Annotated in this window: 13 protein-coding genes; 7 read left to right on the forward strand and 6 right to left on the reverse strand. The window is 69.6% G+C overall.

Going from position 1 to position 21,338, the window contains the following annotated elements:
- The first annotated feature begins 118 nt into the window (after window positions 1-118).
- Window positions 119-1,768: a ribosomal protection-like ABC-F family protein gene (abc-f, locus tag NRF20_RS40280; protein ID WP_398631788.1), complete on the forward strand. Its 1,650-nt coding sequence runs from the start codon at window positions 119-121 to the stop codon at window positions 1,766-1,768.
- A gap of 67 nt (window positions 1,769-1,835) precedes the next feature.
- Here abc-f and NRF20_RS40285 read toward each other — a convergent pair whose 3' ends face one another.
- A complete protein-coding gene (locus NRF20_RS40285) occupies window positions 1,836-2,363 on the reverse strand; it encodes an NUDIX domain-containing protein (RefSeq protein WP_413754172.1) in 528 nt (175 codons plus the stop codon).
- 315 nt (window positions 2,364-2,678) lie between these two features.
- Here NRF20_RS40285 and NRF20_RS40290 point away from each other — a divergent pair, with 315 nt between their 5' ends.
- Window positions 2,679-6,074 (forward strand): phosphodiester glycosidase family protein, encoded by a 3,396-nt coding sequence (locus NRF20_RS40290; protein WP_413754665.1) that lies wholly within the window; start codon window positions 2,679-2,681, stop codon window positions 6,072-6,074.
- Between the two features lie 107 nt (window positions 6,075-6,181).
- On the opposite strand, the gene NRF20_RS40295 is transcribed toward NRF20_RS40290, so the two are convergent.
- The 5 genes from NRF20_RS40295 to NRF20_RS40315 all read right to left on the reverse strand — a co-directional run bounded on the left by NRF20_RS40295 (window position 6,182) and on the right by NRF20_RS40315 (window position 12,322).
- On the reverse strand, window positions 6,182-6,592 hold the full coding sequence (locus NRF20_RS40295) for a PTS-dependent dihydroxyacetone kinase phosphotransferase subunit DhaM (RefSeq protein ID WP_398631790.1): 411 nt from the start codon (window positions 6,590-6,592) through the stop codon (window positions 6,182-6,184).
- Window positions 6,589-7,203: a dihydroxyacetone kinase subunit DhaL gene (gene dhaL / locus NRF20_RS40300; RefSeq protein WP_398631791.1), complete on the reverse strand. Its 615-nt coding sequence runs from the start codon at window positions 7,201-7,203 to the stop codon at window positions 6,589-6,591. Before dhaL ends, NRF20_RS40295 begins: the two co-directional genes overlap by 4 nt.
- A gap of 21 nt (window positions 7,204-7,224) precedes the next feature.
- Complete coding sequence (gene dhaK, locus NRF20_RS40305) at window positions 7,225-8,211, reverse strand: dihydroxyacetone kinase subunit DhaK (RefSeq protein ID WP_398631805.1); 987 nt, start codon at window positions 8,209-8,211, stop codon at window positions 7,225-7,227.
- A 2,438-nt stretch (window positions 8,212-10,649) separates the two neighbouring features.
- The gene (locus tag NRF20_RS40310; RefSeq protein WP_413754173.1) at window positions 10,650-11,831 is read right to left on the reverse strand and encodes an ISAs1 family transposase; all 1,182 of its coding nucleotides are present in this window, start codon (window positions 11,829-11,831) and stop codon (window positions 10,650-10,652) included.
- A gap of 71 nt (window positions 11,832-11,902) precedes the next feature.
- Window positions 11,903-12,322, reverse strand: coding sequence for a hypothetical protein (locus tag NRF20_RS40315; RefSeq protein WP_266361590.1), 420 nt, complete (start codon window positions 12,320-12,322; stop codon window positions 11,903-11,905).
- A gap of 1,026 nt (window positions 12,323-13,348) precedes the next feature.
- Here NRF20_RS40315 and NRF20_RS40320 point away from each other — a divergent pair.
- The 5 genes from NRF20_RS40320 (at window position 13,349) to NRF20_RS40340 (ending at window position 20,323) form a co-directional block, all read left to right on the forward strand.
- A complete protein-coding gene (locus NRF20_RS40320; RefSeq protein WP_398631794.1) occupies window positions 13,349-13,495 on the forward strand; it encodes a hypothetical protein in 147 nt (48 codons plus the stop codon).
- Window positions 13,496-13,625: 130 nt separating this feature from the next.
- The gene (locus NRF20_RS40325; protein WP_398631795.1) at window positions 13,626-14,573 is read left to right on the forward strand and encodes a hypothetical protein; all 948 of its coding nucleotides are present in this window, start codon (window positions 13,626-13,628) and stop codon (window positions 14,571-14,573) included.
- Window positions 14,570-16,636 carry a hypothetical protein gene (locus NRF20_RS40330; RefSeq protein ID WP_398631796.1) on the forward strand — a complete coding sequence of 689 codons (2,067 nt, stop codon included), beginning with the start codon at window positions 14,570-14,572 and terminating at the stop codon, window positions 16,634-16,636. The genes NRF20_RS40325 and NRF20_RS40330 overlap by 4 nt, the downstream gene beginning before the upstream one ends.
- Window positions 16,633-17,580: an AAA family ATPase gene (locus tag NRF20_RS40335; RefSeq protein WP_413754174.1), complete on the forward strand. Its 948-nt coding sequence runs from the start codon at window positions 16,633-16,635 to the stop codon at window positions 17,578-17,580. The genes NRF20_RS40330 and NRF20_RS40335 overlap by 4 nt, the downstream gene beginning before the upstream one ends.
- On the forward strand, window positions 17,573-20,323 hold the full coding sequence (locus tag NRF20_RS40340) for an SAV_2336 N-terminal domain-related protein (protein WP_413754175.1): 2,751 nt from the start codon (window positions 17,573-17,575) through the stop codon (window positions 20,321-20,323). Before NRF20_RS40335 ends, NRF20_RS40340 begins: the two co-directional genes overlap by 8 nt.
- The last annotated feature ends 1,015 nt before the right edge of the window (window positions 20,324-21,338 follow it).

The raw sequence follows: 21,338 nt of genomic DNA on the forward strand, positions 1-21,338 counted from the left end.
GCCGGGTGACCCCAGGGGCCACCCCCGCGTGCCGCAGTCCCTTCCGCCCGCCCGGCAGCCCCGCCCCGCAGCGCACCTTCATGCGCCGCCGAGGCATGTCACCTCAGGGAAAGCACCCATGACGCCCAAGCACACCCGCGCCCAGCTGACCATGAAGGACGTCTCCAAGAGTTACGGGGACCGAACCGTCCTCGATCAGGTGTCGTTCACCGTCCGCCCCGGCGACAGAGTCGGAGTGATCGGCGAGAACGGCTCCGGGAAGTCCACTCTCCTCCGGCTGTTGGCCGAAGGAGAAGCACCGGACAGCGGCGAGATCACCGTCCGCTTCCCCGGCGGCACCGGCTATCTCTCCCAGACGCTCGCTCTCGCTCCCGGCCGCACCGTCCAGGACGCCGTCGACACGGCCCTGGCCGAACTGCGCGAGCTGGAGCGGGAGATCCGTACCGCCGAAGAGGCGCTCACGGTTGCCGGGACTCCGGATGAATCCCGGCTCGCCGCATACGGCGATCTGCTGACGGCGTACGAGGAACGCGGCGGATACCAGGCCGACACCCGGGTCGACGCGGCTCTGCACGGCCTGGGACTCGCCCACCTCACGCGCGAACGCCCCCTCGGCACGCTGTCCGGAGGCGAACAGTCCAGGCTCGCGCTCGCCTGCGTACTGGCATCCGCCCCCGAACTTCTGCTGCTCGACGAGCCGACCAACCACCTCGACCTCCGCGCCACCACCTGGCTGGAGGCGCACCTGCGTGCCCACCGCGGCACCGTCGTCGTCATCACCCACGACCGGACCTTCCTGGAGCGGACCACCACCGTCATCCTGGAGGTCGACCGTGACCTGCGCAGTGTCGTCCGGTACGGGGACGGCTGGGACAACTACCGCACCGCGAAGGCGGCCGCCCGCCGCCGCTGGGCACAGGACCACCAGGAATGGCTGGACGAGGTGGCCCGTACCGAAGAGCTCGTGAGCGCCGCCGGCCAGCGCCTCGCCGGGACGGGAAAGGACCCGGGCGAGGGCTGGGGCAAACACCGCCGTTCGCACGAGGCCAAGTTGTCCGGGCAGGTCAGGGCCGCCAGGAGCCGACTGGACGGGCTGCGCAGGGCACCCGTACCCGCCCCGCCCCGGCCCCTGCGATTCCGAGCCGACATCGCCGTCGCAGCCGACGGCGATGCGGACCCCGGATTCCTCGCCGCGCTCGACTCCGTCGTCGTCGGCGACCGGCTCCGCCTGCCCGCACTGCGCGTGGACCCGGGGCAGCGTCTTCTGGTCACCGGCCCCAATGGCGCGGGGAAGTCCACCCTGTTGCGGGTCCTGGCCGGGGACCTCGCCCCCGACGAGGGCACGGTGCGCCGCCGGGCCAGGATCGGCTACCTCCCGCAGGAACTTCCCGCCCGGCCGACGCGCCGCACCCTGTTGGTGACCTTCGCCGCAGGGCGGTCCGGCCACCCCGACGAGTACGCCGAGAGCCTCCTCGCCCTGGGCCTGTTCCGTCCCGAGGACCTGACGGTGCCGGTCGCCGACCTCTCCGTCGGCCAGCAGCGACGGCTCGCACTGGCCCGCCTGGTCACCCGCCCGGCCGATCTGCTGGTGCTGGACGAGCCGACGAACCACATCGCGCTCAGCCTGGTCGAGGAGGTGGAGGCAGCGCTCGCGGAGTACCGCGGTGCCGTCGTTGTCGTCTCGCACGACCGCAGCTTCCGCAGCCGCTTCACCGGCGACCGGCTGGAGCTGCACAGCGGCCGTCCGGTCGGGAACGGCTCTGGGTGAGCCAGGACGCGGTTGAACATCACCTGCACAGCCCGGAGATCAACCGCACCGACAGCGAAACGCCCGCTCAGGGCCTGTCCTGAGCGGGCGTCACCCGCCCGCCCTCCACGTGTTCCCGCAGTCGGTCGAGGAAGATCCGCTGGCCCGTGACGAGCCGCTCCGTGGCCTCCTGGGGCGTGCACCAGGCGAACCGGTCGATCTCCGGGAACTCGCGCAGCACACCGGACCCCCTCGGCCACTCCATGGTGAACGTCCCGGGAACGGCCGCCGCAGCATCGAGATCCGCCTCCATCGCCCACACCGTCACGGTCTTGCCGCCGGACTGACGGGCCTCACCGAGCGCCACCCACTCACCGTCCGGCGCCGGACGACCGAACTCCTCCTCGAACTCACGGCGGGCCGCGGCCGCGGGTTCCTCGGCAGGGCCGTACTCACCCTTGGGGATCGACCACGCCGCGCTCTCGCGGCCCGCCCAGAACGGGCCGCCCATATGTCCGATGAGCACCTCGAAACCGGCACTGTCGTACGAGGCCCCGTCCGGTCGGCGGAACAGAAGGAGACCCGCACTGCGCGTGGCGCGTTTCTGGGATGGCATGCCGTCAAGTCTGCGTCCCGGTACCGTACGCCGCCACGGACGACACCCCTTTCCCGGTGATCACCGCCGTCATCGAGTCGACGCGCCCTGTTTCCCCTGAGGTTCCCGATGCCCCCTGGTGCGCGGTTGTGCGTGCGGCCATGCTGTCCGCCGACAGCGCTTTCTGCCCGCGGGCCGAGCCGCGCAACCATCGGGATTCCAGGAGGATTTGTGGTCTTTGGCATAGTCGGCAGGACGACCGGACCGCGCGGGAGTGCGGCGCGAGGGTACGGAACGGTCGCGCGACCGCTCGTGCTGCTCGCGACGGTCTCCGCGATGACGGTCGGCGCGATCTCCCCCGCGCTCGCCGATTCGACCCCCGACCCCCGTCCCCGTACTTCCGCCGAAATCCTCAGACCGGTCGCCCCACCACCCGCGAGCAACCCGGCAGGGGAATCCAGATCGGTCGCGGACGGCGACGGCATCGAGACCGCTCGTACGTCGCGCCCGATCGCCCCGGGTGTCTGTATCGACTCGTACGACCGGCTCGAATCCGACAAGTGGCTGCGGGTCGACTCCCTCTCCGTCGACCTCACCGGCACCGGCGTACACGCCGACTACCTCTCCTCCGGCAAGGTCTCCGACCGGCGCACGGTCTCCGAACTCGCCGCAGGCCACGACGCGGGCCGTGGCCGCCGCACCGTCGCCGCGATCAACGCCGACTTCTTCGACATCAACCAGACCGGTGCGCCGGAAGGGATCGGCATCAAGGACGGGATCACCGTCCAGTCGCCCGCCCCGGGAATCAACCGGGCCGTCGGCATCGGCCCCGACAGCGCCGGCCGCATCCTGAACCTGTACTTCGAGGGGACGCTCACCCTGCCCGCCGGGCAGCAGCCGCTCGCCGCGTACAACGCCGCCAATGTGCCTGCCGGGGGAGTCGGCGCGTACACCTCCGTCTGGGGAACGGCCAACCGTGCCCTGACCGTGGACAACGCGACCCCGGTCACCGAAGCGGTCGTGCGGGACGGCAAGGTCGTCTCCGTCTCGGGCACCCCCGGATCGGGAGCCGTCCCCGACGACACCACCGTCCTGGTCGGCCGTGAAGCCGGGGCCGTCGCACTCGACGCCCTGAAGCCCGGAGACCCGGTGTCCCTGACCTACCGGGCACGCACCGACAGCGGAGCCGTGCCGCGCACCGCGGTCGGCGGCCGTGAACTTCTCGTCGTCGACGGAGTCGCACAGAACCACGACGGCGAGGGCAACAACACCGCAGCGCCCCGCACCGCCGTCGGCTTCTCCAAGGACGGCCGGACCATGCAGATCCTCACCGTCGACGGGCGGCAGGCCGACAGCGGCGGCGTCACCCTCACCGAACTCGGTCTGATGATGCAGCGCGCCGGCTCGTACAGCGCACTCAATCTGGACGGCGGCGGATCGTCGACCCTCGTCGCGCGCGAGCCCGGCAGCGACGCGCTACGGGTGGAGAACAGCCCGTCCGACGGCAGCGAACGCACCGTCCCCAACGGCCTCGCCCTCACCGCCCCCGACGGCAGCGGCCGGCTCAAGGGCTTCTGGGTCCAGCCCCGTACGCCCGCCGGTTCCGCACCGGGCGTAGACCCCGTGAAGGGCGGCCACCCCGACCGCGTCTTCCCCGGACTCACCCGACGCCTCACCGCGACCGGATACGACGAGACGTACGGCCCCGCCGACGGCAACCCTCGCTGGCGTACGGTGCGGGGCGCCGTCGGTACGGTGGACCGCAACGGGCTCTTCACCGCACGCCGCAGCGGCACCACCGACGTACGCGCCGAACACGGACCGGCGCGCGGCAGCACATCCCTGACCGTCCTCGACAAGCTCGCCCGGATCCGGCCGACCACCCAGCGGGTGGGCCTCGCCGACGCCGAGGCCACCGGCAGGTTCGGTATCGTCGGACTCGACGCCCACGGCACCAGCGCCCCCGTCGAACCGCGCGACATCACCCTCGACTACGACCACGCACTCTTCGACATCCGCGACGACGGCCAGGGCTCCTTCACGGTCACCTCACGCACCGGCACCGGCACCGGAGCCGGACAGATCAAGGCGACCGTGGCCGGTACCACCACCGTCCTCGCCGTCAGCATCGGCCTCACCGAGCAGGCAGTCTCCTCCTTCGACGACGCAGGTTCCTGGAAGTTCAGCCAGGCCCGGGCGAGCGGTTCCCTCGCCGCCACGCCCGACGGCCACACCGGCACCGGACTGAAGCTCACCTACGACTTCACCCAGTCCACCGCGACCCGCGCCGCCTACGCCGCCCCGCCCCAGCCGGTCACCGTGCCCGGCCAGCCCCAGTCGTTCAAGCTGTGGATCAAGGGTGACGGCAAGGGCGCCTGGCCGACCCTGCACCTCAAGGACGCCGCAGGTTCCGACCAGCTGTTGCGCGGACCGTACGTCACCTGGACCGGCTGGCGGCAAGTCACCTTCGCAGTACCGCCGGGAGCTGCCATGCCGCTCTCCGTGTCCCGCTTCTACCTCGCGGAGACCGCGGCCGCCAAGCAGTACACGGGTGAGATCGTCATCGACGAGCTCACCGCGCAGGTGCCGCCAACCGTCGACCTTCCCAAACAGGCAGCTCCCACCGACCCGTTGATCGACCCGGCAGCCGTGACCGAGCGCAGGGACTGGCGGTTCGCGGTGATGTCGGACGCCCAGTTCGTCGCCCGTGACCCGGACAGCGCAATCGTCACCCAGGCGCGGCGCACCCTGCGCGAGATCAAGGCGGCCGGCCCGGACTTCCTCGTGATCAACGGCGACCTCGTGGACGAGGGATCGCCCGCCGACCTGGCCTTCGCCCACCGGATTCTCACTGAGGAACTCGGTGACTCGCTGTCCTGGTACTACGTACCGGGCAATCACGAAGTGATGGGCGGCAGGATCGACAACTTCGTCACCGAATTCGGGCCCGCCCAGCGGACGTTCGACCACAAGGGCACCCGCTTCGTCACGCTCGACACATCCAGCCTCAGCCTGCGCGGCGGGGGCTTCGCCCAGATCAAGCAGTTCCGCGCCCAGCTGGACGCGGCGGCGAAGGACCGGACCGTGGACTCGGTCATGCTGATCGAGCATGTGCCGCCGCGCGACCCGACCGTACAGAAGGGCAGCCAGCTCGGGGACCGCAAGGAGGCGGCCCTCGTCGAACAGTGGCTCGCCGACTTCCGCCGTACGACGGGCAAGGGCGCGGCCTTCATCGGCAGCCATGTCGGGGTCTTCCACGCCTCGCACGTCGACGGAGTGCCGTATCTGATCAACGGCAACTCCGGCAAGGCACCGGCCGGACCGGCGGACGAGGGCGGCTTCACCGGCTGGTCGCTGGTCGGCGCCGACCACATCACGTCCGGTGAACAGGCCGCAGCGCGGCAGCGGCCGTGGCAGGGCGGGCCCGACTGGGTCTCCGTACAGACCCGTGCGCATGTCGACGCCCTGGCGAGAGTCACGGCGACCGTCACCCAGGGCACCCGCAGTGTCCCGGTCGGCTTCCCGCTGGCCGCGGACTGGACCGGATCCCCGAACGTCCACATCGGCGACCGGGACGATGCCCGTCACCGCCACTCGGCGGTCCTCGACCCGTCCACCGGCACCCTCATCGCGCTCCGACCGGGCACGATCACGCTCGCTGTGACGGTCAACGGAACGACACAGAAGGCGCAGATCAGGATCGGGGCAGCCGGGGCCGCGTCGGCGGCCTGACGGACCACGGGCCTGTCCGGCGATCACAGCCGGACAGGCCCTGGGCCGCCCCGCACCACCCATGGACGCAGGGGCGGGGCGGCCTCACGACCGCGGAACCCGTCTGCCTACACCTTGTGGTACTCGTGGGCCTCCGACGCCGCAGCCTCCACCGCCGCGATATCGCCGCCCGCCGAAGCGGTGACCACGGCAGCCACCGCACCCTCCAGGAACGGCGCGTCCACCAGCCGCGAGCCGTCCGGCAGTTCGTCCCCCTCGGCCAGCATCGTCTTGACCGTGAGCACCGCGCTGCCCAGGTCGACCAGTATCGCCACCCCCGCTCCGCCGTCCACCGACCTGGCCGCCTCGGCGATCAGCTCGACACTGGTCCCGAGACCACCCGCGGGAGTGCCACCGGCGGCGGCCACCGGAGCCGTCGCACCACCTGCCGCGAGACCCCTGGCCAGCTCGGCGACGGACTCGGCCACCGGGCCGCTGTGCGAGACCAGCACGATCCCGACCTGCTTCCCGCCGCTCACGCGTCACCGCCACTCGCACCATCGGTCTCGGCCAGTGCGGCGATCAGCAGGGCGGAGGACGTCGCACCCGGGTCCTGATGCCCGATGCTGCGCTCACCCAGATAGCTCGCCCTGCCCTTGCGGGCCAGCATCGGTACCGTCGCCAGTGCCCCCGCCTCCGCCGCCTCCCGGGCGGCGCCGAACGAGGTACCGAGTGCCTCGGCGGCCGGCAGCAGCGCATCGAGCATCGTTTTGTCCCCGGCCTGCGCCCCGCCCATCTGGGCCACGGCCGCGACGCCCACCCCGAGCGCCTCCGCCAACTGCCGCCGTGCCACCCGGGGCGCGTCGCCCAGAGCTTTACCGGTACGTCGCAACAGCGTTCCGTACAACGGGCCCGAAGCCCCGCCGACCGTCGCGATCAACTGCCGCCCGGCGAGCATCAGCACGGCCCCCGGAGTCGGCGGCGGCTCCTTGTCCAGGGCTGCCCTCACCGCGGCGAATCCGCGGTGCAGATTGCTGCCGTGATCGGCGTCCCCGATCGCCGAGTCGAGCTCGGTCAGGTGGTTCGCCTCGCGGTCCACGGAATCCGCGGCCGCGGTCATCCAGCGGTGGAAGAATTCGGCGTCGAGCACATGATCTCCTTGTCGGGCGGGTCAACGGCCCCAGCGCAGCGCAGGCGTCTCCACCGGCGCGTCCCAGAGGCGCAGCAGCTCCTCGTCCACCTGGCAGAGCGTCACCGAGCAGCCCGCCATGTCGAGCGAGGTCACATAGTTCCCCACGAGCGTACGAGCCGCCACCACACCCCGCTCGGACAGCACCCGCTGGACCTCGGCATTGAACCCGTACAGCTCCAACAGCGGCGTCGCACCCATCCCGTTGACCAGCACGATCACGGGTCCACGCGGCCGCAGGTCCTCCAGGACCGCGTCCACGGCGAAGTCCGCGATCTCCCGCGATGTCATCATCGGACGCCGCTCCCGTCCCGGCTCGCCATGAATTCCGATCCCCAGCTCCAGCTCGCCCGGCGGCAGATCGAATGTGGGGGACCCCTTGGCGGGCGTGGTGACGGCGCTGAGTGCCACCCCGAAACTCCGCGATGCCTCGTTCACCCGCCGGGCAATGGCCTCCACCCGCTCCAGCGGCGCACCTTCCTCGGCCGCCGCCCCGGCCATCTTCTCGACGAACAGGGTCGCGCCCGTGCCCCGCCGCCCGGCGGTGAACAGACTGTCGGTCACCGCCACGTCGTCATTGACGAGCACCTGGGTGACCTGCACGCCCTCGTCCTCGGCGAGCTCGGCGGCCATCTCGAAATTCAGCACGTCACCGGTGTAGTTCTTGACGACGAACAACACCCCCGCCCCGCTGTCGACCGCGGCGGCGGCCCGCACCATCTGATCCGGCACCGGCGAGGTGAACACCTCTCCCGGGCAGGCCGCGGACAGCATCCCGGGCCCGACGAACCCCGCATGCAACGGCTCGTGCCCGGACCCGCCCCCGGATACGAGCGCCACCTTCCCGGCCACGGGCGCGTCACGCCGTACGACGACACGATTCTCGACATCCACGGTCAGCTCGGGGTGAGCGGCGGCGATACCGCGCAGCGCGTCCGCGACAACGGTTTCGGGGACGTTGATGAGCATTCTCACGGGTACCTCCTGGGCAGGGTAGCAGGTGGGTTGTTGTCCTGCGTCTTCGCTGTTCAGAGTGGGTATGGGTAGATCGTGATCTTGGCTGTCCGTGGCGGTCGTGAGCGGGTTCTGGCGGTACTGATGCTGACTTAATGCCGACTTTGGTGACGGGCCGTCAGGTTGGTCGGATGGTCGGGCGGGTCTCGGCTGACCTGCTCCTGTCGGCAGTATCGGCCTTGCGGCAGCGAAGGGCACGTGCGACAACATCATGGGCGCGCCCAGGTCCGAATCAGGATGCGTTCGGTTGTGGCCGGACGTCGGTGTTTATGCGTACACCGGGCCTTGTCAGCACGTGGTGTATGGGGACATTCCAGCCCCTTGCTTGCGGCGGGAGGGGTTGCGAAGCGGCGTTCGCTGTGCGGACCGGCCGTGGTGCCATCCCGGCAGATTCTTCGTCTGCTGGTGATACGCGTTCCGCACTGCTGGTGACGAGCGAAAAAGCGTTCCGCGGTGGTCTTCGAGCCCGGCCTGGTCCGGGTATGGCCCGGATCCTGGGCGAAATGAGATTCGGTGTCGGTTGCGAGCCAGCCCGGGTGGACGCCGCGCAGCGCGATCACCGAAGCGCCAAGACGTTCGGCGAGGGGTGGCCGGGGCGGATTCGGCGGTGAATACGGCTGTCGCCGTGGGGGACGCCTGTGCCGCCCTGATCGACGGGAGCTGAAGCGGTTGATGGGTGCATCGAGGTTGCGTGCCCGAGTCAGGGGTCGGCGTGAGTAGTCTCAACGGCAACCAGGTCCGAACCGGTGGACTTTGTCATGAAGTTGTCTACCATGTCGCGCTGACCTGGAGCGATGCAGCTTCAGTCGCCTCTGACCAGCGCAGATGAATCTTTCAGGGTCTTTCAGGGGCGTGCAGTCTTATGTAGTCGATTCTCCCCAGACGCTCCCCAGCAGCGCTGATCCTCCCCAGATTCTCCCCAGGGAGGGCCGCCGTGACGGACGGCGGGAGATGAAACTTGGCGCTGTCGCAGGCACGCTGAGTGACTGTATCGGGCGCTCAGCCGGCATCCCAGGGGTGATCTCGGCTCCAAGATCTCCGCCTGTGTGTACCCATCCTTTCGAAGGCGCTGCGCCCGGCCACTGATAGCGAGACGGCTGTCCGCCCTGGGCCGCGACGGTCCCACCTGGCACAGGTCGTAGGACCCGTTCACGACAGTCCACACAGTCCAGACGGTGCGAATAATGCATGGTGAGCAGCGCTCGGTCTATCTCGTCCCCCAGAGACTGTGACACCTCGTGACACGACGACGCCCCGGCCGGCAAGCACCACCGTGCCGGGGCGTCGTCGTGCCTGAGCGCTACCGCGACTTCGCCAAGGCATGCCAACCGCGGGGCGCTCTCGGGTCACTGCCTCACCCACACAGCGCCGTCCTGGTCTCAAACCCTCAAGACCCTTCGGCTGAGGCGCTGACCGGCCTGCTGCTGTACTCGGGCTCCCCGCTTTCGAGTACACGGAGCAAGGACGCGGTGACGACGCGCGTGGTGCGCCCGATGCGTAGCACACGGCACGGGAACGCACCGCGTCGAACCAAGTCGTAACCGGTCGCCCGCGAAAAACCGAATGCCCGTGAGGCTTCCGCCACGCTTCCCGTGCCGTTCCAAGTGGCGCGAATGCACGCAGGACTGTATTCGGAATCGCGGCATGCATTACTGTTTTCGTGCAATTGGATACTCCAATGTCTTTTCAAGTGCTGCGGATTGGCGGCGGAGTGTTTTTGGGAAGGGCGGCAGCTCGGCGTGTGAGCTGGCCGACGGCCGCGCGAGCGGTAGCCGATCTCCAGGATGCGTCACCGGTCTAGCTGGCAAACTCTATGGACACGGGTGTTGTTCGGCGCAGCTCCGCACGTCGAGGTACGTGGGGCGTGGGGGCAGACGTCGGGTGGTGCCTTTCGATGTACGGGCAGGTTGTGGCGGTGGACTACAAATGGTGCGCGGGATCGCCGGTTTGGCTAACCGGCGATCCCGCGCTATGTTGCCTCGGTTATGTGTGCCGCGATCAGCGGATACGGCTGACTGCAGGCCCTGACGTGGCCGCCGGGGCGGCTGGCGATTTGGTGCCGAAACTCGCCCCTCAGTCAAGCGGACTGTGCCCGTCGGTGAGTGAAGTATTCCGAGAGATGGAATGCGGCGTGCTGGGAGTGTGCGAGGACCCTATAGGCGCGATGAGCATCAGCCTGCTTCCGGGCCCGTGCACAAGTGGCGGTCGCGGGCCTGTTCGTCGGTGCCCTTTCCTCTAGCCTCGATCGTTCATGAGTCCTTGTCGGTTCGCTGACGGGGGCTCTGCGTTTGCGGGGTGCGGCTTTTCCGGGGTCAGAGCAGGCTGAGGGCCCGGTTGTCGCATCGGGTGGGCGTCCAGGGCTTCGGCGTAGTCGGCGAGCGCCCGTTTTGTGGTCACGCGAGGCCGAGGAGTGCGAGGGGTCGGCGGGCGTCGCGTGCGTTGCGGCGGAGGCCGGCGGCGATGTTCTTGACGCCGCTCAGCCGGAGAGCGCCGACGGCGAGGTTGCGCCATGTCGCCATCGCGCGGGGTGCGTTGCCGGTCCGAAGCTGGGAGGCGTCCTCGGCGAAGGTGGTGTCGCGGACGTGGTGCAGGGCCTCGATCTTCCAGTGGTCGCGGATCAGTCTCGCGGGTTGGACGGGGGTGGCCTGCTCGGCGGTCAGGCTGGTGACCGCGTAGACGGTCGTGATGGTGGTCTTGCCGGTCTTGCGGTCGGTGCGGCGGCGCTTGATCTGGACGGCCTGGCGGGCGCCGGGGAAGAGCAAGTTGTTCACGGTGGCTACCTTGATCCGGCGGATCTCCGCGCGGCCGTGGCCGGCGCCCCGGGTGCGGCCCTGGAACGGGATGTCCTTCCAGGGAAGGGACTTCAGCTGCTTGCGCAGCTTCTTCTGGTTGCCCTTGACGATTGCGATGTAATGGGCCCCGCGGCCCAGGAGGTAGGTGGCGTGCTCGCGTTGCGTATGGAGCGCGTCGCTGGTGACCACGGTTGCGGCCAGGTCGGCGACGGTGTCGAGCAGCGGCTGGAAGCGGGTGACCTCACCGGTCTTCTCGCCGACGTCGAGCTGGGCCAGGACCAGCCCGGTGGTGTGTTCCACCGCGGCGAGCAGGTGGATCCTCCGCCCCTGGGCCTTCGCCGCGCCGCGCAGGGACTTGCCGTCCACGGACAGTCCGCGCAGCCCGGTGCTCTCGGGCCGGCGGTCGGTGAGCCATCCGCCCACCGCCCGGTCCAGGGCATCACCGTCGATGCGGGCGAGCAGTCGGCGGACCGTCGCCTCCGAGGGCACCAGCCTCCGGGGCAGTACTGGATCGGGGCGCACGCCGAGTCGCTCCAGCACGTGCGGCGGCGCGTCCGCGATCCACTCGCCGACCGCCAGCAGCGAGGTCGCGCCGGTCAGCACCGCGCACGCGGTTAGCGTGAGCACGACGGCCAGGGCATGGCGCACGCCGCGCGGATCGCGCGGATCCGGCACCTGAGCCAGCCGCTCCAGCAGGCCGGGCACCTCCCCGGGCCCGACGTCGGACTGCTCGCGGAGCCGGTCAAGGGCAGGCGGAATCAGGGATGATGCGTTGGCAGGCACGGTCTTCCAGGCAGGTCACGGGGCGTAGAACACTCCATGATCACGGGAACCTTCCCTGTATCGTCCCCCGGTCACATCAACGCCGCAGCCCCGCCTGCCACCCAGGTCTGCCAGACATGACGGGTGTTCGGCAGGTCAGGGCGGTCAAGGAGCCAGAGCACATACCCGGCATGGCACCGGGCCCACGAACTGTCCGAATCGACTGCACGATCGAGCCTGCCCCGTAGGTCAGCGCTGTCGACAGCCCGGGCAACCCGCACGTACTCGCGATCCTTGCAGCGATACGCCCGGTGGACGACGATCTCGACCAGGTCGGTGAGCTTCGCCTTGATCGCCTCCTCCTGGCGAGCACGGGCCACCTCCCGGATCAGGCTCTCCTTCGTACCCCACGCCTTCGCATGCCGCGTCCACTCCCGCGGGTACCTCGCCTCCCACTCCAGGAAGAGCAACACATAGGGCAGCCCCGGCCACGTCGCCAGATCCCCGCCCACAGGACCACCCCACACCCCATCAGGCAGTGAACGCCTCTGGGCTTGCTGATACCTCCGGCGCGCCTGCAGAAAGGCCGGCTCCCGGTACCGCTCGTCCGCTCCCAGCGTCAGCCGCCACATCTCGTGGTACCGGGCGCGCGCGTCCGTGACCTTCCTCTGGGCCTCCGCCAGATGGACGAGCGCTGCACCTCTCGCAGCCGGATCCTCCGCTATAAGTCCGAACGCCCAACCCAGCCGCTCAGCCCATGCACAAGCGTCGTCCGCATCTGTACCTGCCTCTTCAGCCACGCACGGGATCATCTCCTAGCGCAGTCGGCTTGCTCCACCCGACGGTGCAGGGGAGACGCAAGGGCTCCGAGGCGCAACGGACGTGAGCGGGAACCACCCGCTCGCCCTCTCTTCATCTCAAGTGATCACGAAACGTACGCCCGCCGACTACGCCGAAACCCCGATCCGCTACGCGACCTTCGACGACGACCGCGAGCGGTGAGGACGCGAGGGGCCGGAGTCGCCGAAGGTCTGGCGGGCGTACACCAGCAAGGCGGTGTGCGTCGGGGCGACCCATCGCGCGGACCTTCGGCGCGGCCGGCGTGCGTGCGCGGCCTGCTGGCGCTGTTCGAACGGCCCGGCTGGCGAGGAGCGCTGTGCTCCTCGATATCGACGGGAAGGGGCGGGAGGGCTTGGAGTACGTGGCGGTGCGGGCCGCCGTCACTTCCTGGGAGCGGGCCGCCGCCCGCAGTGACGTGAACGTTGTCGCGGTCGCTCGTTTCGTGCGTTCCTTCCACGGCGCGACGCACTTCAAGCAGGCCGGCGAACAGGAAGTCGTGTGCCGCAACGACGCGGCGCTGAAGACTACGGGTACGCCGTGGACGGTTCCTGCTGGCCTCCGCTTACGTACGTTGACTGGGACCTCACCGCCTCGGCGAACACTTCCGCGATGTCGTGCATCTGTGATGGCAGCACCTGAATACGGGACCACGCGTGACCGAGGCCCGACGGTGGCCCACCGGAGCCGGTCCGTCTGCGATGAGTAAGGGATCGACCGGCCAGACCGGCTTCTCGACGCCGTCCTGCGGTGGCAGGCCGGCGCTGGCGGGCGCCGTGGCTGAGGCGAGCGGAGCATACGAATGGGTTGCCGCCCACCGTCGTGAACTGGGCGCCTTCCTGCGCTGAGAGTCCCGTGGCGGTACAGCATTGGCCGATTCACGCCTTGGGCCTGCCGGTTGTGGCTTAGGGTTCAACTGGGCGTCGATGCATGTTTGTTACGGGGGTGTGAGTGAGCGGTTCGGGGACTACTCAGCTTGTGTTCGTTCACGGGATCGGCGGACTTCGGGGCACGGCGCAGGAACGCCGTGAGTGGCTTGAGGCCCTGGCCGATGGAGCACGCAGAGCAGGGCACTCCGACGTGGTCTCCGGGCTGACGCAGGGCTGGCTGGCGGAGACCCGCTTCGCGAACTACAGCGACCTGTTCACCGACCTCGAGGCCCAGGGTGACGAAGCCGGCACGCTCGACGAGCAGGATGATGCCACTTTCCTGATCGCGTTCGTGGCGGCGCTGGTCGATGAGCTCGGCTGGCAGTCCCGGGAGCGAGGGGACCGGCGGGCGTCGGCGGTGGTCGAGGACGCCCGGACGCAGCTGCCCGGCGTTGTGGCCGAGGAGCAGGGCGTCGGGGAGCCGTTCCGAGTCTTGGGCCGGGTATTGACGACCCTGTTGCAAATGCCGGGGCTGCGCGGGTGCGCGCAGTGGGCGAGTGGTGCGCCGCTGCTGTGGCACCTGGCCCAGGTCGGACGGTACCTCCGCAGGCGGGAGGCCGACGGCGGCGGGCGCACGCTAGACGTCCGGATCCGCGAGCGGGTGCTGTACGGGACGGATCCCGACCGACCGCTGGTCGTGGTGAGCCACTCTCTGGGCACGGTGGTCGCGTTCGAGGCGCTGCGCAACTACGACGGACAGGTGCCGCTGCTGATGACGCTGGGCTCGCCGCTGGCCACCGGGGCGGCGGTCCTGCAACGGCTGGTGCCGCAGCCTCCCCGCACCCCGGCCCGCGTCGAGCGGTGGCTGAACTTCTGGGACCGCGACGACATCGTGGTGGGCCGGCCCCGCATCGAGAAGTGGATGTTGCCCAACTCCTCGGGTGTCGTCCCGGTGACCGACCGGGTGGACTCCGACGGCCTGTGGGTCCACACAGCCACCAAGTACCTGCGTAATCCGGCCGTCGCGGGGCCCCTAGTCGAAGCGCTGAAGAAGTGACCGACGAGCAACGTCGGCACGTGCTGGTCGTGGGTGCGCAGTGCGAGGTCATGGGCACCCTGTCCCGGCTGGAGGAAGCCGCCCGGAACCTGCACGCTGTACTGACGGACCCGATGCTCGGGGCGTGCACGCCCCGCACAGGCGACCACGGCTCCCTACTGGTCAGTGCAACGCTCACCCCAGAGGACGTCCGAAAAGCCGTGAACGAGGCGGTGAACCGGGCACGGGCCGACAACGCCGTGCTGGTGGTGGCGTTGCTCGGACACGGCTTCACCCCATCACAGCAGACCGACCTGTACTACATGGTCGCCAAGTCCACGACTGGCAGCACCATGTCCGCGGTGAACGTCAGCCAGCTTCTCACCGAGGCCGTCGACGAGCCCGGAGTCGAAGGCGTAATCGCCCTGATAGACACATGTCACGCGGCCGGTGCGATGCCGGACGCGGGCAGGATCGCGGGCGGGGTCCGGTCCGGCCGCACCAGACTGTCCGTCATCACCGCCGCCGCGGCCGACCAGGTGGCCCGCGGCATGCGCTTGACCTTCGCCTTGGTCGAGGTACTACGGGAAGGGATCGCCGGGACGGGTGCCACGGTGTACGCGGACGCGAGGCTCACCGAGGAACTGCGCAACCGCACCGTCGGTCAGGCCGTCGGGAGATTCGAGTACGACAACGACCCCTTCGTCGCGGAGGGGCTGTGGCTGGCCCGCAACGTGCGCTCTGTCCCCAGCACCGGAGGCGGCGTGGTGGGGCCGGTGGGTCGGCAGGACCTCGAAGCAGCCGTGGCGATGTGGCGGGTCGGCATGCGCCTGCCGGCACCTCTGACGCATGGGGAACTCGACGGGCTGCACACGTTCGTGCAGCAGGGCCAGGTGGACGATGTGGCCGACCCGCGCTGGCGCGCCCAGGTCACCCACGTGGTGGCCACACTCATCGAGTGCGCCAAGACCGTTGTACTTCTCAACAAGCTGCTCGCCGACGTTCTGACCAGCGACCTGCTGCGTGAAGCGCGCCAGTTGGCGGGACTGCCCCCTGCGGCGGAGGGCCCCGAGCTCCTGCGCGACCTGGTCGAGTACGCGGCCCTGCGAGCGACGAGCGTCGACGAGCCCCCGTGGAAGGCACCCGCGCATTTGGTCGCGGCCCTCGCCCAGTTGTCCGGAGCCAATGACGTGCTCCCACGGCTGCGGGAGTGGGCGCGGGACCTCGGTGTGGTCACCGAGTTCAACGATGCCCTGACTGAGTTCGCGCAGAAGCGGCAGCAAAGCGAACTCCGCCTCGTCGTCAGCCTGGCCGGCGCGTTGACCGACTGGCCAGAGGAAGTGGATGCCTGGCTGGTCGGCTCCGGCGAGCGGCTGCCGGTGCACCAACGCTTCTGGTGCGAGTCCGTGGACCGCTTCGGCACGGGTCGGGCAATCGGAGCGGCCCTGGCGTGGGCGCGCGGCCGGCTCCCCTCCCCCGAGCAACTGGTCAACGTGGACGTGGCCGCCCCCGCCCACCTGCTGGCGCGCTGGCAGCCCGAGGAGGCGAAGGTCGGCCGTCGTCTACTCGGGGTCAACCACGACGTCGTCGTCCGGTGGAGCGGCCGCATGGATCCGGCCGAGGAGAACGCCGAGATGAACGACGCCGCCCGCAAGGCCCTGCGCGGAATGGCCGCCTGCGCCACCGTGCCGGTGGAGTGGATCGGCGCGTCCGTCCTGGACGACAAAGGGGGGCTCGAACAGGGGCTCATGACCGGCCGGTACGACACCGCTGTCCTGCTTGATCACCATCCAGACACCCTGCAGGACGTCCTCGAACAACTGTTGCCCTACGCTCCGATCATCCTGTGGCCGCGCCCGGACACCCGAGTGGGCGACGACCGGCTGCGGACCCTGGTGCAGCAGAACTGGCCCAGCCTTCCCGATGGCCTCGCCGCCGCATACCGGCAGCGATGGTCCCGGGAGCACGAAGGATGCGTGGTGTGCCTGGGTGACGTACGCGCGGTCTGGCACGACGAGACCTGGCTGGAGTTCTGCCGGCCCTTCGAACAGCGCGTCGTGGCCGGACTTGAGGAGGAATTGTGACCTGGAAGCCCTACTACCGAGGTGACGGCGAGCAGCGGAGCACCCCGCTGGCCGACCCGCCCCCGTGGCGCACGTTCCCGCGCACCTCGCAGTACCGTCAGTACCAGCCGCCTTCGGGGCTCGTCGACGCGGTCAACGCGGCCCTGCACCTGCGACGTCCGCTCCTCGTCAGCGGCCCCGCCGGGTCGGGCAAGTCCACCGTGATCGAGCAGGTGGCCCACGAGCTGAACCTCGGACACGTGCTGCGCTGGCACATCACCTCCCGCAGCTCGCTGACTGAGGCCCTGTACCGCTACGACGCCCTGGGCCGCATCCACGCCCAGAGCCTGCGTGCGGCGGCGACGCAGGGGCTGGCGGGCCGTGGCCGAAGCCGGGACGACATCGCGCCCTTCCTGCAAATCGGGCCCCTGGGCACCGCGTTGATGCCCGCCGACCGACCACGAGCCCTGCTCATCGACGAGATCGACAAGAGCGACCTGGACTTGCCCAGCGACCTGCTGGAAGTGCTGGAGCGCGGTGAGTTTGAGATCCCCGAACTCGTGCGGTATCGGCGGCCCCGCGTCCTGGTCCGCCAATGGGACAGCGAGGAGGAGTACCCCGTCGAGCGTGGCCGTGTCCGGTGCACGCAGTTCCCGTTCATCCTCCTCACCAGCAACGGCGAACGCGACTTCTCGCCTGCCTTCCTGCGGCGCTGCATCCGCTACACCATGCCCGCGCTGACCGCCGAGCTGCTGTACGGCATCCTTCAAGCCCACTTCGACGAGGTACCTGACGGCGGGGAGGAGTTCGTCGTGAAGTTCGCCGAGCGTGTCGCCGCGGGCGAGCACCTCGCCATCGACCAGCTACTCAATGCCGTGGCCCTGCTCACCGGGGACCAGGCGCCCCAAGACGAGCAGTACCGGGAACTGCGCACGCTGCTCTTGCGTGAGCTCTCCCGTGTCTGACGCCCTCACCCGCCTCGTCCGGGCGCTGAGCGACGCGCCGCTGCGGCGCGGAACGGACGCGCGCACTTTTGCCGACGCGTTGTGGCTGGCCGCCGCGGGCACCATCGGTCGGGACACCTCACCGACCCCCGCCGCGGCCCCCGACGAGACGGCTCCCGACCCGGAGCCGGAACCGTCGGCCCGGTCCGCCGGCCCCACGCCACCTGATGCCGAGACCACCATGACCCAGGGCGCGGAGAGCAAGGATGTGTCCGTACGCCGCCCAGGGGCGACCACCACCGTCCGTGGTGTGCCCTTGTCCCTGGGGCGCGCCAACCCGCTGCCGGACGCGCTAGCCGTCGGTCGTGCGCTTCAGCCATTCCGCCGGCCGTGGAGCCGGGGTGGGCGCAGTCGGCTGGACGTCGAGGCGACCGTGGAGCACTACGCGCGCGGAGGCCCACTGGTGCCGCTGTTCCGACCTGCTCCGGAACCCTGGTTCGAGGCAGTCGTCATCGTGGACGCCTCCCTGTCCATGAGCGTGTGGGAGGAGACCGCGCGGGCGGTGACCCGGCTCCTGACCACCCTCGGTGGTTTCCGCGTCGTTCGCACGTGGCGACTGGAGTGGCAGGGCGCCGAGCCGCGTGTGAGCGACCACCACGGCCGCGAGGTCCCTGGCGAGCGCGTCCCCCATCACGTCAGCGGAGCCCAGGGCCGACGCCTCGTCTTGTTGGTCTCCGACTGCGCCGCTCGCGGCTGGCGCACCCCCGCCCCTTGGCTGCTGCTGCGCGACTGGGGCGAACAAATCCCAGTCGCCCTGCTCGACCCGCTGCCGCCGCGCCTGTGGCGTCGCTCCGCCCTGAACCTCCCCGCCGTGCGCGTCACCGGTGGCCAGGTCGGCGACCACAACGGCAACCTCCGCTTTTCACCGCCGCTCAGACTGCGGCCCCGAGCGGCCAGTGGCGGGGCCCTGGGTCCGTGGACCGCCCTGCCCGTGGTGTCCTGCACCCCGCGCTCCCTCGGCGCGTGGGCGAGCACCCTTATGCGCGCCGACCCACACGGCTGTGACGCCGTCCTCGTCCCCGCCACCGGCCGCCTCCCCCAGACCCGCCACGGCACGGCCCCCACCCGGCAGATCGGCCCGGCGCGGCTGGCCGAAGTGTTTGTCCACACCGCGCCTGCGCCCGCGGTACGCCTGGCCGTCCTCTGCTCCGGCCTGCGCGAACTGCCCCTCCCCCTACTGCACGTGCTGCGCGACGAGGCGGTGCCCGAGGCCGAGTACTCCGACCTCGCCGAGCTCCTCACCAGCGGCCTGTTCGCCGTACGACGCGACCCCGACGGGGACCCCATGCTCGTGCTCCGCGAACCCGCGCGGGAACACCTGCGCACCTATCTGACGACTCACGACAGGTGGCAGACGCGGGCTGCCTTCACCCGTCACGTCGCCACCCACCCATACGCCCCGCAGGGCATCGCGGCGGTGCTGCACGACGCGTGGGCGACGACGGATATCCCGTCGGAGAGGCGACCTTTCGCGGAGGTGGTCACGGCTGTGCGCCGGGCTGGAGGGCCGGTGAGGGAAGAGCAGGCGTCACGGCGGGCCGACGGCGCGCATCTGGGGGCCCGCGCCGCAGGCCCGGCCCCCCACGAGAGCGGCACCGGAGCAGCTGCTTTGGCCGAAGACGCAGCCGCCACTGGCGAGACGGAGCCTGCTCTCGCTGCGGCATCTTGGCTTCGTGAGCAGCTGTACAACGATGGGGTCCGTCGCGGGCGTCGAGACCGGTTCACCTTGTTCGGCCACGAGACCGATTGTCATATCTTCGAAGGCGATGGGACCCGCCCGATTAGAGAAGAAGACGTCCGCATCTACTACAGCCCTGAGAGAGTGGAGTTCCCAGACGAGATAGCGGGCTGGCGTCGTGCCATCGAAGATGAAGAGCGGCGCAAAGAAGCTGCGGGCATGCGGTATCACTGGAACAGCCCCCGCTTCGCCGTCGATCAATTGGCCATCGCCCGTACCCAAGGAATGCAGTCGCCGGCAGTCACGCTCAGGCTGCGTCACGCGGACTACTACGACTTCTTGACCACGACCCTCAACCTCGATCGCCAACAGGAGAACGGGCTGACTCTGCGCCAGCAGTACCTGGAGGGTCAAGACCCGCTCGATGCCCCACCGTTCCTGTGCTGCAGCTTCGGTGTGCACGTAGCCGTGCGGACCGGACCCGATCGAAAGATGTTGTTCTCGCACCGCAGCGCGGTGGTCGCGGGCCCGAACCAATCACGCTGGAACTCCTCGGCGAACGAGGGACTTGCGGCAAACCAGGACCTCGGGCCCGATATGCGGATCAGTTTGCACGCCGTGGCGCGCCGAGCACTGCGCGAGGAGCTGGCGATCCAGGAGTCGGACAGTTCAGAGCTGGAACTACTGGGCTTCGGCCTGGACTTGCGTAATAGCCAGTGGGGGGCGTTCTTCAGCGCAGATCTGCATGATCTCGACGAGGAGGCGCTGCGCTATCGATGGACCCGGGGCGTTGAGGAAAAGTGGGTGCATGATGCGCATGCCTTCGTGCCTGCCGACCCTGATTCCGTGCTCTCCTTCGTGATGGGCAAGCCTGTCGACGCCTGGGCTCCGTGCGCTCCTGCCTCGTTCTATCTGGCGCTGGTAAGCGATGCCGTACGTCGGCGAGGTGGCGACCCGTCCGGACGCCTGGAAGTGGAGGCTGCGGAGCGAAGGGTGCTAAACCGAGTGAGGGAGGCGGCCGACTGAAGGCTGGGCCGTCGCGTCGCTGCAGCCAGCGCTGGATCTTGCCGCCACCGGCCCCGGGGCGTCCGCAGTCGTGACGCCGGCGCCGGCGGCCCTCGGTCTCGTCATGGCCCACCGCCACTGCGGCACCACACCGTCGCCGTGCCCGTCACCGGGACGGGCACGGCCTCCCGGCTCAGGCTGCCCCGCACGCCCGAGGCAGAGAACATCCGCTCAACCCGTGACGCTCGTTTGACGCCCGGGGTGCGCGAGAGCCTGTTTAGTGATGCGGCGAACCGTGTCTGACCTGGGGATTTTCATGTCCTTGCGCTCTGCGGCATGTTCCCGATGACGCATCATGTGGAGTGTGTGGCGATTCTGGAGCCGGTCGCAAAGGCGGTCTGACCTGCAGGTTTGAATGGTGTGCGTTATGTGCGCTGTGGGCGTTACGGGCGATATCTTGACGCTGAAATGACGCTCTCCGAGGCATCGTGACGCTCATTTGACGCTCGTTCTGATGGGCCATCAGGTGCATTGCACCGCTGGTCAGGCGGCCTCCTGACTGTACGGGTGTGGCAAGGTGCCGGGAATTTCGTGGTGCTGAGCGGTCCCACTCAGCCACCTGCGCAGAGTTCCAGCAGGTTCTTGGTCTGCTGGTGGTACACGCCTCGCGTGCCGTTGACCAGCGGGAATAGCCCTTATTGAGGGGGCCGGCGGGGCGGTGGACCGGGAATGGCCCGGATCTTGGTCCGAGGTCCGAAGCGGCGGATGTCCGGCTTCGACTTGGCAGGTGAGTCCTGGGTGGCGGAGGAGACCTCTTGGGCTGGCGCCGGAAGGCCGCGGAACGGCGGGCCACCTCGCTGCCAGCATTCCTACGGTGCTGGTCATGGCTCCACGGACACGCAATCCGGGCTCGGAGTGGCCGGCTCTTTCCGCCCCGGACCCGGTGGGAATTCATCGGGTATGGGCGCAGGACCAGCTCGCCCAGATTCCTTCAGGACGGCTGTGGCTGGCCGTTGAAGCCGACCTCGTGCGATCT

Source organism: Streptomyces sp. R-74717 (assembly GCF_047305335.1).
Lineage (GTDB): Bacteria > Actinomycetota > Actinomycetes > Streptomycetales > Streptomycetaceae > Streptomyces > Streptomyces atratus.

What these genes read in the sequence shown, in the direction of transcription:
- NRF20_RS40320 (WP_398631794.1), top strand. Translation starts at nt 13,349, where the DNA reads ATGAGTAAGGGATCGACCGGCCAGACCGGCTTCTCGACGCCGTCCTGC.
- dhaK (WP_398631805.1), bottom strand. Translation starts at nt 8,211, where the DNA reads ATGCTCATCAACGTCCCCGAAACCGTTGTCGCGGACGCGCTGCGCGGT.
- NRF20_RS40290 (WP_413754665.1), top strand. Translation starts at nt 2,679, where the DNA reads ATGACGGTCGGCGCGATCTCCCCCGCGCTCGCCGATTCGACCCCCGAC.
- abc-f (WP_398631788.1), top strand. Translation starts at nt 119, where the DNA reads ATGACGCCCAAGCACACCCGCGCCCAGCTGACCATGAAGGACGTCTCC.
- NRF20_RS40285 (WP_413754172.1), bottom strand. Translation starts at nt 2,363, where the DNA reads ATGCCATCCCAGAAACGCGCCACGCGCAGTGCGGGTCTCCTTCTGTTC.